The organism is Arthrobacter sp. JSM 101049 (assembly GCF_041679245.1).
Lineage (GTDB): Bacteria > Actinomycetota > Actinomycetes > Actinomycetales > Micrococcaceae > Arthrobacter_H.
In genome coordinates this window covers 23,463-39,013 of sequence record NZ_JBGFFC010000004.1, presented here as the reverse complement: position 1 = coordinate 39,013, position 15,551 = coordinate 23,463, and the positions used below count along the sequence as shown (strand labels likewise).

Below are 15,551 nucleotides of genomic sequence, written 5' to 3'. Positions count from 1 at the left end.
AGCGGCCATGTGACGGCCCGCGGGCGCCATTGGGGGGTCAGGGCGTGCCGGCCGGTGCCCGGGGCCCGACGAGCACGAGATCGTCGACATGGACGACCTCCCGTTCGTAGTGCTGCCCCAGCGCCCGGGCCAATTCGCGCGTGCTGCGTCCCAGCATCTCGGGCAGCTCGGTGGAGGCGTAGTTGACCAGGCCGCGGGCGATCACGGTGCCGGCGGCATCGGTGATCTCCACGGCGTCCCCGGCCTCGAAGTCGCCGCGGACCTCGGTGATGCCGGCCGGCAGCAGCGAGCGGGATCCCGAGGCAACGGCGGTGACTGCCCCGTCGTCGAGCACCAGGGTGCCGCGGGTGGAGGCCAGCTGGGCCAGCCAGAGCATGCGCAGCGGGCGGCGGCCCCCGCGGGCCGTGAACCAGGTTCCGACGTCATCGCCGGCCAGCGCACGGCCGGCTTGCGCCGTGGAGGTCACCAGGGTGGGGATGCCCGACTCCGCGGCCATCGTCGCGGCCTCGACCTTGGTGACCATTCCCCCGGTGCCGACCCCCGAGGCGCCGACGGAACCGATGACGACCCCCTCGAGGTCGGCGGCGCTGGTGATCGTGGGGATGCGGCTGGCCCCTTCCGAGGGTGGCCCGTCGTAGACGGCGTCGACGTCCGAGAGCAGGATGAGCGCGTCGGCCTTGACCAGGTGGGCCACCAGCGCGGCCAGGCGGTCGTTGTCGCCGAAGCGGATTTCGTGCGTGGCCACGGTGTCGTTTTCATTGACGACGGGGACCACGCCCAGCCGGAGCAGTCGGCCGAGTGCGCGGAAGGCGTTGGCGTACTGCTGGCGGCGGATGAGGTCGTCAGCAGTGAGCAGGACCTGCGAGACCGTGATGCCGTGCGAGCCGAACGCCTGGGTGTACTTGGCCATCAGCAGGCCCTGCCCCACGCTGGCGGCTGCCTGCTGGGTGGCCAAATCGCGGGGACGCCGGTCCAGGCCCAGTGGCGCGATGCCGGCGGCGATGGCGCCGGAGGAGACGAGGATCAGCTCGATGCCGCCGTTGCGGACGGCGGAGAGTTCCCCGACCAGGCCGTTGAGCGCCTCCTCGGAGATGCCGCCGTGGACGGTCGTCAGCGAGGACGAGCCGACCTTCACGACGATGCGGGTGGCCTCGGTGAGCTGCGAACGCCGGCGCACCGAGGACGGGATGCGGTTTTGCCGCGTCACTTCCCGCTGTCCTTGGACGAGCGTTCGTTCTTGTAGTTGACCGACTCCGTCCAGATGCCGGCCTTGCGTTCGGCCTCGAGTTCGGCGCGGGCCGCGGCCCGGGCGTCCTTGCGGTCCTGGTGTTCCTGCCGCTTCTGCTCACGGGTCGGCCGGCTCATGTCGTCCAGGCGCACGTCCTCGCCGCGGCGCGAGCCCAGCAGCTCGGCGCCGGCGGCCATGGTGGGCTCCCAGTCGAAGACCACGCCGTCGTCGTCGTCTCCGATCACGACGGCGTCGCCCGGCTTCGCGCCGGCCTTGAAGAGCTTGTCCTCGACGCCGAGCTTGGCCAGGCGGTCGGCCAGGTAGCCCACGGCCTCGTCGTTGCTGAAGTCCGTCTGCTTGACCCAGCGGATGGGCTTTTCACCCTGCACCCGGAAGAGCGGTTCGAGGTTGCGCTCCTCGCGGTGGATGGTGAATTCGGCGCGGTTTACCGCGCGGGGCCGCAGGACCGGGACGTCCACGATGGCCGGGGCCACCGCGGAGGCCTCGCGGGCTGCGGTGACCAGCTCGCCCATGGCATAGCCCAGTTCCTTCAGGCCCGTGCGCGCCAGCGCGGAGACCTCGAAGACCCGGTAGCCGCGGGCTTCGAGGTCCGCCCGGACGAATTCGGCCATCTCGGCGCCGTCGGGCATGTCGGTCTTGTTCAAGGCGACCAGACGGGGACGCTCGTTCAACGGCACGACCGTGCCGTCGGCTCCGGCGTAGCTGGCATCGGTGGCGTAGGCGGCCAGCTCGGCCTCGATGGTCTCCAGGTCGCTGATCGGGTCGCGGTCGGATTCCAGGGAGGCGCAGTCCAGCACGTGCACCAGGGCGGCGCAGCGTTCGACGTGGCGCAGGAACTCGTGCCCGAGCCCCTTGCCCTCGCTGGCCCCGGGGATCAGGCCGGGGACGTCGGCGACGGTGAACCGGACGTCTCCGCTTTCCACGACCCCCAGGTTGGGGATCAGGGTGGTGAACGGGTAGTCGGCGATCTTCGGGCGGGCAGCCGACATGGCGGCGATCAGGCTGGACTTGCCGGCTGACGGGTAGCCCACCAGGGCGATATCGGCGACGGACTTCAGTTCCAGGACGATGTCCTGTTCGTCACCGGGGATCCCCAGCAGGGCGAATCCGGGGGCCTTGCGCTTTTGCGAGGCGATGGCCGCATTGCCCAGTCCGCCCATGCCGCCGGCCGCGGCGACGTATTCGGTCCCCTCGCCGACCAGGTCGGCCAGGATGTTGCCGGCCCGGTCCTTGATGACGGTGCCCTCCGGGACCGGCAGGACCAGGTCCTCGCCGTTCTTGCCCGGGTGCATGTCGCCCTTGCCGGGTTCGCCGTTGCCGGCCTGGCGGTGCGGGGCGTGGTGGTACGAGAGCAGGGTGGTGGTCTGGCTGTCGACGCGAATGATGACATCCCCGCCGTTGCCGCCGTTGGCCCCGTCCGGGCCGCCGAGGGGCTTGAACTTCTCACGGCGGATCGACACGCAGCCGTGCCCGCCGTTTCCGCCGGAAACGTGAAGGACTACGCGGTCTACGAACGCTGCCACTGGGGGGACTCCTCTATTGGGTGGCCGCCGGGTGCTGGTTGCCCACGGTGCGGCCGGAAAAAAGAACTAGAGGGCGGGCCGTGCGGCCCACCCTCCAGTCTAGCTAAATGCGGTAACGCCCTGCTTAGCCGGCGTTGACGATGTTCACGACACGACGGCCGCGACGGGTGCCGAACTCGACCGAGCCGGCTGCCAGTGCGAACAGGGTGTCGTCGCCACCGCGGCCGACGTTGGCGCCCGGGTGGAAGTGCGTGCCACGCTGGCGGACGATGATCTCGCCGGCGGAAACGACCTGGCCGCCGAAGCGCTTCACGCCCAGGAACTGAGCGTTGGAGTCGCGGCCGTTGCGAGTGGAGCTCGCGCCCTTCTTATGTGCCATTAGATGTGCCTACCTTTGAATCGGGGGTTATCTGGTCTCCGGCGCCTTAGGCGATGGAGGTGACCTTGACCTTGGTCAGCGCAGCACGGAAACCCTGGCGCTTCTTGTAGCCGGTCTTGTTCTTGTACTTCTGGATGACGATCTTCGGGCCGCGGAGGTTTTCGAGAACCTCGGCGGTCACGGTGACCTTGGCCAGTTCTTCGGCAGCGGACGTGACCTTGTCGCCATCGACCAGAAGCAGCGCGGGGAGCTCAATGGTTCCACCAGCTGCCTCGGGGACGCGGTCAAGGGTGACCCAGTCTCCTACGGAAACCTTTTCCTGCCGGCCGCCTGCGCGGACAATCGCGTACACCACTTGGGAACTCACTTCTCTCGACGTCTATTACTCTTACCGCGCACGTTCCACCGCTTCGTACTGAATGGGGATAAGCGCTGTGCTGTCACGCCGAGCGGAAAAATCCGATGAGCGGCGCATGCACCGAGGATCTAGATTACGCTATTGCGTCCCGCCGGGGCAAATACACCCGGCCCCGGCGGGTCGTCAATAGCCGGTTGCTCAGAGCTCCTCTGCGGGGACGCCCACGCCGAGCATGACGGGCGTCTCACCGGCGGTGTCCTGCGCCTTCCCAGCACGCGGATCCAGCTTGGCCACGTGGCTGGTGCCTGCGGCAGCGGACGACGCCGGTGCCTCCTTGCGCTCGATCGGCGTGTTGGCACTGCCCTGGGCACTGGACGCCGAGCGGCTGCGGCGCGGCTTCCGTGCAGGCTGCGCGGCGGCAGCAGGCTGCGTGGCGGCAGCGGGCTCCTGGGGGGCAACCGGCTCGTCCACCACGGGAGCCGGGGTAGCGGCGGGTTCCACGGCGGCGGGCTGCTTGGCCGGCTCCTTGGCCTGCTCCGGTGCGGCAGTCTCGCGGGCCGGCTCCGGGGTGGCGCCGAAGGCCGCGCTGAGCGACTCCAGCGTCAGGTCCGGGGTCTGCGTCGGCGCCGTGGCGCGGCGGCTGCGGCGGGCCCGCGGCAGGCGGACCGGTTCGCCGGCCAGGCTCACGACCGGGCCCTCGTCGGCGACCTCGGAGGCACCGCCGGCTGCGGCGGGTGCAGGCTGCGCGGGAGCCTGCTGCGCCTGCTGCTGCACGGGTTCCTGCTCGTTCTGCGGCTGTTCCTGCGGTGAGGTTTCCGGCGAGCCGGCCCGTCCGCGGCCGCGTGAGCGTCCCCGGCCGCGGCGGCGTGATCCGCCGTCGCGCTGGTCCTCTCCCCCGGAGCTTCCGCCGGCCTCCTGGCCGGTCCCACCGGAGGTGGGGGCACCGCCGTCGTGCCCGGTGCTCTGCGCCGTGGCGCCGTCCTGGTGGGCGGCGTGCGCTGCCGCCGCGATGGAGGCGAACGCGGCGCGGGCGGCCTCGGCCTTGGCCTCGGCCTCGGGGTCCTGTGGCTTGGGCTCCGGAGCGGTGAACTCGGTGGTGTGGTCCACCTCGCCGCCCTTGCCGTGGCGGTTGCCGCGCGGCTTGCGGTCATTGCGGTCGTTGCGCTTGTGGTTGTTCTGCTCGGCCGGGCCGCCCGAGGAGCGGCGGTGCTCGACCGGCTCGTCGTGGGTGACGACGCCGCGGCCGTTGCAGGCCTCGCAGTTCTCGCTGAAGACCTCGAGCAGGCCGGTGCCCATGCGCTTGCGCGTCATCTGGACCAGGCCCAGCGAGGTCACCTCGGCGACCTGGTGCTTGGTCCGGTCGCGGCCCAGGCATTCGACCAGGCGGCGCAGGACCAGGTCCCGGTTGGCCTCGAGCACCATGTCGATGAAGTCGATGACGATGATGCCGCCGATGTCGCGCAGGCGCAGCTGGCGGACGATCTCCTCGGCGGCCTCGAGGTTGTTCTTGGTGACGGTTTCCTCGAGGTTGCCGCCCGAGCCGGTGAACTTGCCGGTGTTCACGTCCACCACGGTCATGGCCTCGGTGCGGTCGATGACCAGCGAACCGCCGGAGGGCAGGAAGACCTTGCGGTCCAGCGCCTTGTGGATCTGCTCCTCGATCCGGTGGGAGGCGAAGATGTCCTCGCCGGACGTCCACTTCTCCAGCCGGCTGATCAGGTCCGGGGCCACGTACATCACATAGGCCTCGATGGTGTCCCAGGCCTGCTCGCCGGAGACGATGAGCTTGGTGAAGTCCTCGTTGAAGACGTCTCGGACCACCTTGATGGTCAGGTCGGGCTCGGCGTAGAGCAGTTCCGGCGGGGTGGTCTTCGTCGAGGTCGAGGCGGACTCGATGCCCTCCCACTGGGCGCGCAGGCGGTTGATGTCGTTCATCAGCTCCTGCTCGCTGGCCCCCTCGGCGGCGGTGCGCACGATGACGCCGGCGTTCTGCGGCAGGTGGTCCTTGAGGATCTTCTTGAGCCGGTTGCGCTCGACGTCGGGCAGCTTGCGGGAGATGCCGGTCATGGAGCCGCCGGGCACGTAGACCAGGTAGCGGCCCGGCAGGGAGATCTGGCTGGTCAGCCGGGCGCCCTTGTGCCCGACCGGATCCTTGGTGACCTGGACCAGGACCGAATCGCCGGACTTCAGCGCGTGCTCGATGCGGCGCGGCTGGCCCTCCAGACCCGCGACGTCCCAGTTGACCTCGCCGGCGTAGAGCACGGCGTTGCGCCCGCGCCCGATGTCGATGAACGCGGCCTCCATGGACGGCAGCACGTTCTGGACCTTGCCGACGTAGACGTTGCCGATCAGCGAATCCTGCTGGGTCTTGGACACGAAGTGCTCGGCCAGCACGCCGTCCTCGAGGACGCCGATCTGGATGCGGTCCTCGTTCTGGCGGACCACCATCTGGCGGTCGACCGATTCGCGGCGGGCCAGGAACTCGGCCTCGGTGATCACGTGGCGGCGGCGCCCGGCATCACGGGAGTCGCGGCGACGCTGGCGCTTGGCCTCGAGCCGGGTCGAGCCCTTCACGGAGGTGACCTTGTTCGAGGGGGCCGCCTCGGTGGTGGCCCGCGGTCCGCGGACCCGGGTCACCGTGTTGGGCGGGTCGTCGTCCTGGCCGCCGGTCAGTTCGAGATCGGCATCACCGCGGCGACGGCGACGGCGACGGCGGGACGACGTGCCATTGCCCTCCTCGCCCTCGGAGTCCGCCTCGGCGTGGTCCTCCCCCTGGCGGGAGGAGTCGTCGCGGGAGCGGGATCGGCTGCGCCGGCTCTGGCGGTTCCGTCCGCCCTGGTCCTGGTCGGCGGAGGCGTCCTGCTCGTCGGTGGACTCGCTGCCACGTGATGCGGGGACGACGGCGGAGAGGTCCGGTGCCTGGAACAGGACCGATACCGGGGAATCGGGGATGGCGAACGGGTTGGCGGCCGTGGGAGCCGTGGTGCCGGCAACCTCGTCAGCGGCGGCGGTGGGCTGCTCGGTAGTCGGCTGCTCGGTGGTGGACGCGGCCGGGGCCTGGCTGGCTGCACCCTCGGTGGCCGCGGTCTCGGTGGCAAGGCTCTCGGTGGCAGGAGCTTCGGCGGGGGCTTCGGCGGTCGCGCGCGTCTTGCGGGCCGGTGCCTTCCGAGTCCGCGGGGCCTTGGCCGGGGCAACCGGCTCGTCGGCGGATGCGGCCGAGGTGTCCGCGGCGTCAGGGGCCGCGCCATCGGCAGGGGCGGCGCTGTCGGCGGGTGACTCGGCGGCGGGCGCGGCCTTGGCTGCGGTCTTGCGGGTGCGCGGCGCGCGGGCCGGCTTCTTCGGGGCCTCCGCCTGGGCGGCGGTTGCCTGCTCTTCGGCCGGGGCCTCGGTGCCTGCCTCAACGGCGGCGTCTGCAGGGGCCTCGCTCGCGGTGTCCGCGGCGGGCGCGGCCTTCTTGGCCGGCGCCTTGCGGGTGCGGGTGGCACGGGCGGCCTTCGGTGCCGGCTCTGCGGCCGTTTCCCCGGACGAGTCGGTGGTGCCTGCTGCTTCGTCGTCGGTGGCTGCGGCGGGGGCCTTGCGGGTGGTGGCGCGTGTGCGCGGTGCCCGCTTGGCTGCCGGTGCCTTCACGTCCGCTGTGATGTCGGTGGTGGCGGGCTCGGGGGTGTTGCCAGTGGCGGGCACGGGGAGGGACGACTGTGCCGGCCCATTCAGTTCTTCGTTCGTTGCTTCCATGGAAGGCCATACTCCTAGCCGGAGTACCCTCCACAGCCGGTACGCCGGCGCTCGGTTCGGGATCCGCGGCCCCGGGGGCCTTCCGGATCCCGGAAGTCAGTATTCGCGTTTCCCGAGGTGCACCAACGTCGGCGGGTGCGGCGTTCCCGGGGAACCAACGCAGTCCGCCGGGCAAGCCGCTTTCTGTTGCGGCGGCCGTCTGCGGTATTCATCCGCGGACATCGTTGCCGATGCCTGCGGTGATCCATCGCGAGCGGGCCCGGAATCCTGCAGTCGGGCTGGCGGCAAACTGTGGATTCACCGACAACCACGCCCATTGTCTCATATGGAACCAGCCCGGGGCTGGTGATCCGCCTAGACTCGAGGGATGCAGGCACTGCCCGGTGCCGCCACCGCTACCCGAGGAGACACCGCGTGGCCCACGAAGCCCATTCACCCACCGTCCGCCACGACGCAGATTCGACACCGGAAGACGATGGCATGCCGGGCTTCGCACGCGACCGCGTCTTCGGCTGGATCCTCGCGGTGGCCGGATTCGTCAGCTGGATAGCCGCCTGCACGCTGACGCTCGAACGCCTGGAGATCTACAAGGACCCCAACTACGTCACCTCGTGCGACATCAGCCCCTGGGTGTCCTGCGGCACCGTCATGCAGACCCACCAGGCCGAGCTCTTCGGCTTCCCCAACCCGCTCATTGGCGTGGCGGGCTTCGCCGTCGTCGTGGCCATCGGCATCACGCTGGCCACCGGGGCGCGGATGCCCCGCTGGTACTTCATTGGCCTGCAGACCGGCATCACGTTGGCCCTGGTGATGATCTGCTGGCTGTGGTTCCAAGCCCTGTATGTGATCCACGTGCTGTGCCCCTACTGCATGGTGGTGTGGGCCATGATGATCGCCTTGTTCGTCTACACGACGGCCCGCAACATCAGCCAGGGGGTCATTCCGGCTTCGGGGGGCGTGAAGCGCTTCGTGGCCGAATGGCACTGGGTCATCGCCGTGGTCCTGGCCGTGCTGTGCGCCGGTTCCATCCTGATCGCCTTCGCCAACGCGTTCTTTGGATAGCCCTCCCCCGGCCGGGGCGCGTCCGGACTCGGGCCGGCGCGGGCACCATGGATGTCCCGCCTCGTTTGACCATCCGTGCCTTCCAGCCGTCCACTCATCGCCGCAATCCTGCGGTCGGCCATCGTCCCTTCCGCTGCCCACAAGGCCACGGACCTGCGCGGCATGGCCGTGCTCCCGTGGCAGGCAGATTTGCGGATAATAGACACAGGATCACATCGTTCGATCGACCACAGGAGTCCCCACGTGACCGTGCCACCCGAGATGACCGTCAGCGAATACCTCCATGGGCAGATACTGGAGTCGGACACCCTGGAGGCCTTCCTGAATGCGTTGACGCGCCTGGCCGCGCTGGAGCTGTCGGATGACGACACGGACGTCATGTGCGGTGTCACCCTGCTGAGGCACAAGAAGGCGGGGACCATCGCCAGCAGCGGCCCCGTCGCCCAGGCCATGGACGAACTCCAATACGACTACCAGGACGGGCCCTGCCTCACGGCGGCCCGCACCCAGGAACTGGTCCACGCCCCTGACTTCGCCACGGACACCCGTTGGCCCGAATACTCCGTGGTCATCCGGGAACACGGCATCCACTCGGTGTTGGCCATTCCCTTCGACCTCGAGGGCCCCGACCGGGCGGCCTTGAACCTCTACGCCGGCCAGGCGCACTGGTTCACCCCCGAGCGTGTGGCCGCCGCCCGCGAATATGCCTCGCAGAGCGCCCAGGCGTTGCAGATCTCCATCCGGCTCGCCCACCACCTCGACGCGGAGCGTGACGCCCTAGCGGCCATGAAGTCGCGGACCAGCATCGACCTGGCGGTGGGGATCATCATGGGGCAGAACCGCTGCAGCCAGGAGGAGGCCTTCGCCTTGCTCGTCTCGGCCTCGAGCACGCGCAACATCAAGCTCCGCGACGTGGCGACCGCCATGGTCGAGGGAACCGGCGCGAAGGAACCGGCCACGCACTTCGACCGCTGAAAAAACGCCGGACAGGCACCGCGAAGGTGCCTGTCCGGCGTCGTCCCGGGTGCTCCCGGCTGGTTTCCCGCTAGGAGAACCAGATGCCGATCTCGCGCTCGGCGGACTCGGGCGAGTCGGAGCCGTGGACGAGGTTCTGCTGGACCTTCTCGCCCCAGTCGCGGCCGAAATCCCCGCGGATGGTTCCCGGGGTCGCCGTCGTCGGGTCGGTGGTGCCGGCCAGCGAGCGGAAGCCCTCGATGACGCGTTCGCCCTCGAAGATGGCGGCCACGACCGGGCCGGAGAGCATGAACTCGACCAGCGGCTCGTAGAACGGCTTGCCGACGTGCTCCTCATAGTGGGACTCCAGGATTGCGCGGGTGGCGGTGACCTGCTTGAGTTCGGCCAGGCGGTAGCCCTTGGCCTCGATGCGGGCCAGGATCTGGCCGGTCAGCTGGCGGTTGACGCCGTCGGGCTTGACCAGTACCAGGGTGCGTTCTGTGGACACGCGGGTCCTCCTTCGTCGTTCGGGGTTCGTATCGAGTCTAGTGGCCGGGATCCGGCTCCGGGTGCGCCGCGTCCCATTCGGCCTGCAGGGCGTCCCGCCGGGCGTTCTCCCGGTCGATGGTGCGGCCCTTGGTGACGGCGTACCACCAGCACAGGGCGAACAGGACGCCGACGACGAACATCGACGGGTCCACGAAGCCGAGCAGGATCAGGATGACCTGCACAGTCCAGCCGATCCAGTAGCCCAGCGGCTTGGACAGGAACGCGCAGGCCAGGATGCACACGGCCATGATCCAGCCGCCGACCAGGAAGATCAGCGCCGGGTTGATCTCGTCGCGGTAGAGGCCGAAGACGGCCAGGGTGGCGAAGAGGGCGACGCCGGCTTCGAGGGTCAGGACGGTGGAGGCGAAGAGCACGCGGGTGGAGCGGCGCTTCTTCTTCATGCCGGGGCGCCATTCGCGTTGGGCTTTGGTCATGCGTGCCATGGGGTGCTTGCTTTCCTCACTGCTTACTTGCCCAGGCTACTTGCCCAGGAGGGTCCGGGCTTCGCCGACGACGGTGATCGAGCCGGTGACCAGGATGCCGCCGGCCAGGTCGTCGGTGGCCTCGGCGCGTCCGACGGCCCATTCCAGGGCGTCGTCGAGGCGTTCGGTGATGTACAGGTCCTGTTCCTTGAACCCGGCGCGCAGGGCCAGTTCGCCCAGTTCACCGGCCGGGATGGCCCGGGGCGAGGTCGACTGGGTCAGGCAGAGGTCCTCGACCAGGTCGCCGTACTGGGCGTACAGCTCCTCGAGCATGGCGGCGGCGTCCTTCTCGGCCAGGATGCCCACGACCAGCACCAGCGTGCTGAAGCCGAAGGCCTCCTTGACGGCTTCGGCGGAGACCCGCAGGCCGGCCGGGTTGTGCCCGGCGTCGACCAGGATCGTCGGGGCCGAGCGGACCAGTTCGAGCCGTCCGGGGCTGGCGACGTTCTCGAACGCCTGCCGGACCAGCTCCTCGTTCAGCGCCGTCTCCCCTCCCCCGAGGAACGCCTCCATCGCGGCGACGGCTACGGCCGCGTTCTGCGCCTGGTGGGCGCCGTGCAACGGCAGGGCGAGGTCCTCGTAGCGGCCGGCCAGGCCCTGGATGGTGAGGCTCTGCCCGCCGACGGCCAGGGTGCGGGATTCGACGCCGTATTCGACGCCCTCGAACCGGAAGGGGACCTCCAGCTCGCGGGCGGCCTCGAGCAGCACCTGGGCGGCCTCGGGCTCCTGCGCCGAGGAAACCAGGAAGCCGCCGGGCTTGATGATGCCGGCCTTTTCCAGGGCGATGTCGCGCACGGTGTCGCCGAGCAGGTCGGTGTGGTCCAGCGAGATCGGCGTGACCACGGAGACCTGCCCGTCGCCGACGTTGGTGGCATCGGTGATCCCGCCCAGGCCGACCTCGATGACGGCGACGTCGACGGGGGCGTCGGCGAAGATGGCGTAGCCCAGGACGGTCAGCGCCTCGAAGTACGTCAGCGGGACCAGGCCCTGCTCGGCCAGTTCGGCGTCGACGATGGCCAGGTAGGGGCGGATCTCGTCCCAGATCCGCACGAAGACCTCGTCCGGGACCGGGGCGCCGTCCAGGCTGATGCGTTCGGTGACGCTGGACAGGTGGGGGCTGGTGTAGCGGCCGACGCGCAGGTCGTGGGCCAGCAGCAGCTGCTCGATGATCCGCGCAGTGGAGGTCTTGCCGTTGGTCCCGGTCACGTGGATGATCGGCATGGCCTTGTTCGGCTCGCCGAGCACCTCCATGGCACGGAACATCGGCTCCATGCGCGGTTCCATCTTGTTCTCCGGGGCGCGCCCGAGCAGTTCCGCGTAGACGCTCTCCACGGAGAACGCGTCGTGTCCGGTGGGCATTCAGGCAACCGTCCGTTCTACGGTGATGGTGGTCTCGACGTCGCCCGGGATGAGCTCCAGGTCGAGGGTCAGGGTCTCCCGGCGCACCAGCTCGGCGTTGGCGTGCAGGGCGTCGACGACGTCCTGCGGGGCGCTGATGGTGGTGAGGATGCGGTCGCTGACGTGCAGCTCGGCGTCCTTGCGGGCCTGCTGGATGGCGCGGACCATGTCCCGCGCCGTCCCCTCGGCCTCCAGCTCGGGGGTCAGCTCGGTGTCCAGGACCACGAACCCGCCCCCGGGGAGCATCGAGACCGCGGTGGTGCCGCCGTCGTGCGTGTCGGCGACGACGGTCTCGAGCGTGTACTCGCCCTGCACCAGGTCCAGTCCGCCGGCGGTGACGACGCCGGCGTCGGAAATGGACCAGTCGCCGGACTTGGAGCCCTTGATGGCGGCCTGGACGTTCTTGCCCAGGCGGGGGCCTGCGGCGCGGGCATTGACGACGAGCATCTGCTCGATGCCGAACTCCTCCGGGGAGGCGTCGGCGGCGTCGACCAGGCGCACGTGGCGCAGGTTCAGCTCGTCGGCGATCGTCTCCGCCCCGGATTCCAGATCCGCGGCCCCGGGGACGACGACGGTGAGCTCCTGCAGGGGCAGGCGCACCCGCAGCTTCGCCGCCTTGCGCAGGCTGGAGCCGGTGGAGCAGATCTGGCGGATCCGGTCCATCCGCTCGACCAGTGCGGGGTCGGAGCCGAAGGCGGCGGCCTCGGGCCAGTCGGTCAGGTGCACCGAGCGCCCGCCGGTGAGGCCGCGCCAGATCTCCTCGGTCACCAGCGGCAGCAGCGGGGCGGCCACCCGGCACAGGGCCTCCAGGGCGGTGTAGAGGGCGTCGAACGCGTCCGTGTCCTCGGCGAAGAAGCGGTCGCGGCTGCGCCGGACATACCAGTTGGTGAGCATGTCCAGGTAGGAGCGCAGCGCGTCGCAGGCACCGGAGACGTCGTAGTCGTCCATCCGGGCGGCCACCTCGGCGACCAGGTCGGAGGTGTTGGCCAGCAGGTAGATGTCCAGCGAATCGGTGTAGCCGTCGTGGCGCAGCTGCGCGTCGTAGCCGGCACCCCCGTTGGCGGAGTTCGTGTAGAGGGTGAAGAAGCTGTACACGTTCCACAGCGGCAGGATCACCTGGCGGACGCCGTCGCGGATGCCCTGTTCGGTGACGACCAGGTTGCCGCCGCGCAGGATGGGGCTGGACATCAGGAACCAGCGCATCGCGTCGGAGCCGTCGCGGTCCAGCACCTCAGTCACGTCCGGGTAGTTGCGCAGCGACTTGGACATCTTCTGCCCGTCGGAGCCGAGCACGATGCCGTGGCTGATGACGTTGCGGAAGGCCGGGCGGTCGAACAGCGCGGTGGAGAGGATGTGCAGCATGTAGAACCAGCCGCGCGTCTGCCCGATGTACTCGACGATGAAGTCCGCCGGGTTGTGCGTGTCGAACCATTCGCCGTTCTCGAACGGGTAGTGCACCTGCCCGTAGGGCATGGAGCCGGAGTCGAACCAGACGTCCAGGACGTCCTCGACGCGGCGCATGGTGGAGGCCCCGGACGGGTCGTCAGGGTTGGGCCGGGTGAGCTCGTCGATGAACGGGCGGTGCAGGTCCACCTCGCCCTCGGTGTTGCGCGGCAGCCGGCCGAAGTCGGCCTCCAGCTCGGCCAGCGAGCCGTAGACGTCGGTGCGCGGGAACTCCGGGTTGTCGGAGACCCACACAGGGATGGGGCTGCCCCAGTAGCGGTTGCGGCTGATCGACCAGTCGCGGGCGTTGGCCAGCCACTTGCCGAACTGGCCGTCCTTGACGTTGCCCGGGATCCAGTTGATCTGCTGGTTCAGCTCGGACATCCGGTCCTTGAACGCGGTGACCTCGACGTACCAGGAGGAGATGGCGCGGTAGATCAGCGGGGTGCGGCAGCGCCAGCAGTGCGGGTAGGAGTGCTCGTAGCTGGCCTGGCGCAGCAGCCGGCCGGAGTCGCGCAGGACCCGGGTGATGGCCTTGTTCGCGTCGAAGACCTGCACGCCGGCGATCTCGGCCAGCGGGCCGGTGGCGAACAGCGGCAGGAACTTGGCGCCCTCGTCGACGGAGAGGACCACGGGGATGCCGTTGGCCTCGCAGATGTTCTGGTCCTCCTCGCCGTAGGCGGGGGCCTGGTGGACGATGCCGGTGCCGTCGGTGGTGGTCACGTAGTCGGCGACGAGGATCTTCCAGGAGTTCTGGGTCCCGTAGGCCTCGGCGTCGGCGAAGTAGTCCCAGAGCCGGCGGTAGCCGATCCCCTCCAATTCCGTGCCGGCGACGGTAGAGGCGACCGCGGCGGTGGCGGCGGCGCCGTCGTCGTACCCGAGGTCCTTGGCGTACGAGGCGACGAGGTCCTCGGCGAGCAGGAAGCGTTCGCCGGCGGCCGCCGCGCCGTTCGGGCCCACCGGCACGACGGCGTAGCGCACCCCGGGGCCGACGGCGAGGGCCTGGTTGGTGGGCAGGGTCCACGGCGTGGTGGTCCAGGCGATGGCCTGGGTGCCGGCCAGCTCGCGGGAGATCTCGGAGTCGCCGGGCAGCAGCTCGAAGGTGATGGTGACGGTCTGGTCCTGGCGGTCCTTGTAGACGTCGTCGTCCATGCGCAGCTCGTGGTTCGAGAGCGGGGTCTCGTCCTTCCAGCAATACGGCAGCACGCGGTAGCCGTTGTAGGTCAGGCCCTTGGAGTGCAGCTGCTTGAACGCCCAGAGCACCGATTCCATGTACTCGACGTTCAGGGTCTTGTAGTCGTTGTCGAAGTCGACCCAGCGGGCCTGGCGGGTGACGTATTCCTGCCATTCGCCGGCGTACTTCATGACGGAGGAGCGGCAGGCAGCATTGAACTTGTCGATGCCCATGGCCTCGATCTGCTTCTTGTCGGTCATGCCCAGCTGCTTCATCGCCTCGAGTTCGGCGGGCAGCCCGTGGGTGTCCCAGCCGAAGCGGCGTTCGACGCGCTTGCCGCGCTGGGTCTGGTAGCGGGCGACGAGGTCCTTGACGTAGCCGGTGAGCAGGTGCCCGTAGTGGGGCAGGCCGTTGGCGAAGGGCGGGCCGTCGTAGAAGACGAACTCGTTGGAGCCGTCCTTCCCGGCCGGGCGTGCGTCGATGGAGGCCTGGAAGGTGTGGTCCTTCTCCCAGTACTGCAGCACGCGTTCCTCGATCTCGGGGAAGCGCGGGGAGGCGACGGTGGCGTCCTCGGGATGGGTGGAGGCCTTGGGGTACATGCTCATCGGCGGTAGTCCTCGCATCGGTTCGGCGTGGGGTGCCCGCGCCTGCTCGTCTCGATGCGGGGACGATTCCCGGCGCTCGGTCGCCGGTGCTCGCGGTACCACCCCGCTTGTCCGTGGCCCGCCCCGTGGGGTGGCGCGCACGAACCGCTCTCCAGGGGCTCTGACGCGCCCAACCGCCCGGTTCTACTGGGCCCACGTCGCGGGCCGTTCTTCCGGAAGCTCGCCGGTGATGGCCGGGTCGTAGCTGGTGGCCCCAGTCTAGCGGATCCGGCGTGGCGGCGACGACCCGGCCGGGGCAGCTGGCTCGTCCCCGCCGTCGTGCCCGGTAGTCGTGCTGCTCCCTCGTGCTGTTCCGTCGTGCTGTTCCGTCGTGCCCCGTCCTCGTTCCGCGCTGCGGTGCCGCCCTAGTAGGTCTTGCGCTCGATCTTCGGCTCGGGCAGCCGGCTGCGCAACCGCCACAGTCCCCAGATGGCCAGGACCAGCACGAGCAGAACCGGCGACCAGAGCAGCGCGGATCCGCCCTGGAGTTCGGTGGTCACGATGACCACGACCAGCACCGCGGCGAAGAAGCCCAGGAACCCGATGAGAATGTCCAGGTTCTCTGCACGTCGCGCGGCCCGGCGTTCGGGGGTGGCCATGGGCG

Annotated in this window: 12 protein-coding genes; 2 read left to right on the top strand and 10 right to left on the bottom strand. The window is 69.7% G+C overall.

The features are described 5' to 3' along the window. Nucleotides 1-37 precede the first annotated feature (37 nt). From proB to AB8M85_RS12295, 5 genes are all read right to left on the bottom strand, one after another. Nucleotides 38-1,207 carry a glutamate 5-kinase gene (gene proB, locus AB8M85_RS12315; protein WP_372699122.1) on the bottom strand — a complete coding sequence of 390 codons (1,170 nt, stop codon included), beginning with the start codon at nt 1,205-1,207 and terminating at the stop codon, nt 38-40. After that, a complete protein-coding gene (gene obgE / locus AB8M85_RS12310; protein ID WP_372699121.1) occupies nt 1,204-2,772 on the bottom strand; it encodes a GTPase ObgE in 1,569 nt (522 codons plus the stop codon). Before obgE ends, proB begins: the two co-directional genes overlap by 4 nt. Before the next feature lie 124 nt (nt 2,773-2,896). After that, complete coding sequence (gene rpmA / locus AB8M85_RS12305; protein WP_372699120.1) at nt 2,897-3,151, bottom strand: 50S ribosomal protein L27; 255 nt, start codon at nt 3,149-3,151, stop codon at nt 2,897-2,899. Between the two features lie 46 nt (nt 3,152-3,197). Further along, on the bottom strand, nt 3,198-3,506 hold the full coding sequence (gene rplU, locus AB8M85_RS12300) for a 50S ribosomal protein L21 (RefSeq protein WP_372699119.1): 309 nt from the start codon (nt 3,504-3,506) through the stop codon (nt 3,198-3,200). A gap of 201 nt (nt 3,507-3,707) precedes the next feature. Further along, nucleotides 3,708-7,241, bottom strand: coding sequence for an Rne/Rng family ribonuclease (locus AB8M85_RS12295; RefSeq protein ID WP_372699118.1), 3,534 nt, complete (start codon nt 7,239-7,241; stop codon nt 3,708-3,710). A 414-nt stretch (nt 7,242-7,655) separates the two neighbouring features. Between AB8M85_RS12295 and AB8M85_RS12290 the strand changes: the two genes are divergently transcribed. Both AB8M85_RS12290 and AB8M85_RS12285 read left to right on the top strand, forming a co-directional pair. Next, nucleotides 7,656-8,303 (top strand): vitamin K epoxide reductase family protein, encoded by a 648-nt coding sequence (locus AB8M85_RS12290; RefSeq protein WP_372699117.1) that lies wholly within the window; start codon nt 7,656-7,658, stop codon nt 8,301-8,303. A 243-nt stretch (nt 8,304-8,546) separates the two neighbouring features. Then, nucleotides 8,547-9,278, top strand: coding sequence for a GAF and ANTAR domain-containing protein (locus AB8M85_RS12285; RefSeq protein WP_372699116.1), 732 nt, complete (start codon nt 8,547-8,549; stop codon nt 9,276-9,278). A 70-nt stretch (nt 9,279-9,348) separates the two neighbouring features. Here the strand turns inward: AB8M85_RS12285 and ndk are convergent, their stop codons facing one another. The 5 genes from ndk to AB8M85_RS12260 all read right to left on the bottom strand — a co-directional run bounded on the left by ndk (nt 9,349) and on the right by AB8M85_RS12260 (nt 15,546). Continuing rightward, a complete protein-coding gene (ndk, locus tag AB8M85_RS12280) occupies nt 9,349-9,765 on the bottom strand; it encodes a nucleoside-diphosphate kinase (RefSeq protein ID WP_372699115.1) in 417 nt (138 codons plus the stop codon). Nucleotides 9,766-9,802: 37 nt separating this feature from the next. Beyond that, nucleotides 9,803-10,249 (bottom strand): DUF4233 domain-containing protein, encoded by a 447-nt coding sequence (locus AB8M85_RS12275; RefSeq protein WP_372699114.1) that lies wholly within the window; start codon nt 10,247-10,249, stop codon nt 9,803-9,805. Between the two features lie 36 nt (nt 10,250-10,285). After that, nucleotides 10,286-11,647 (bottom strand): folylpolyglutamate synthase/dihydrofolate synthase family protein, encoded by a 1,362-nt coding sequence (locus AB8M85_RS12270; protein WP_372699113.1) that lies wholly within the window; start codon nt 11,645-11,647, stop codon nt 10,286-10,288. Continuing rightward, entirely contained in the window at nt 11,648-14,908 is a 3,261-nt protein-coding gene (ileS, locus tag AB8M85_RS12265; RefSeq protein ID WP_372699112.1) for an isoleucine--tRNA ligase, read from the bottom strand. Nucleotides 14,909-15,312: 404 nt separating this feature from the next. Continuing rightward, nucleotides 15,313-15,546, bottom strand: coding sequence for a hypothetical protein (locus AB8M85_RS12260; RefSeq protein ID WP_372699111.1), 234 nt, complete (start codon nt 15,544-15,546; stop codon nt 15,313-15,315). Between the last annotated feature and the right edge of the window lie 5 nt (nt 15,547-15,551).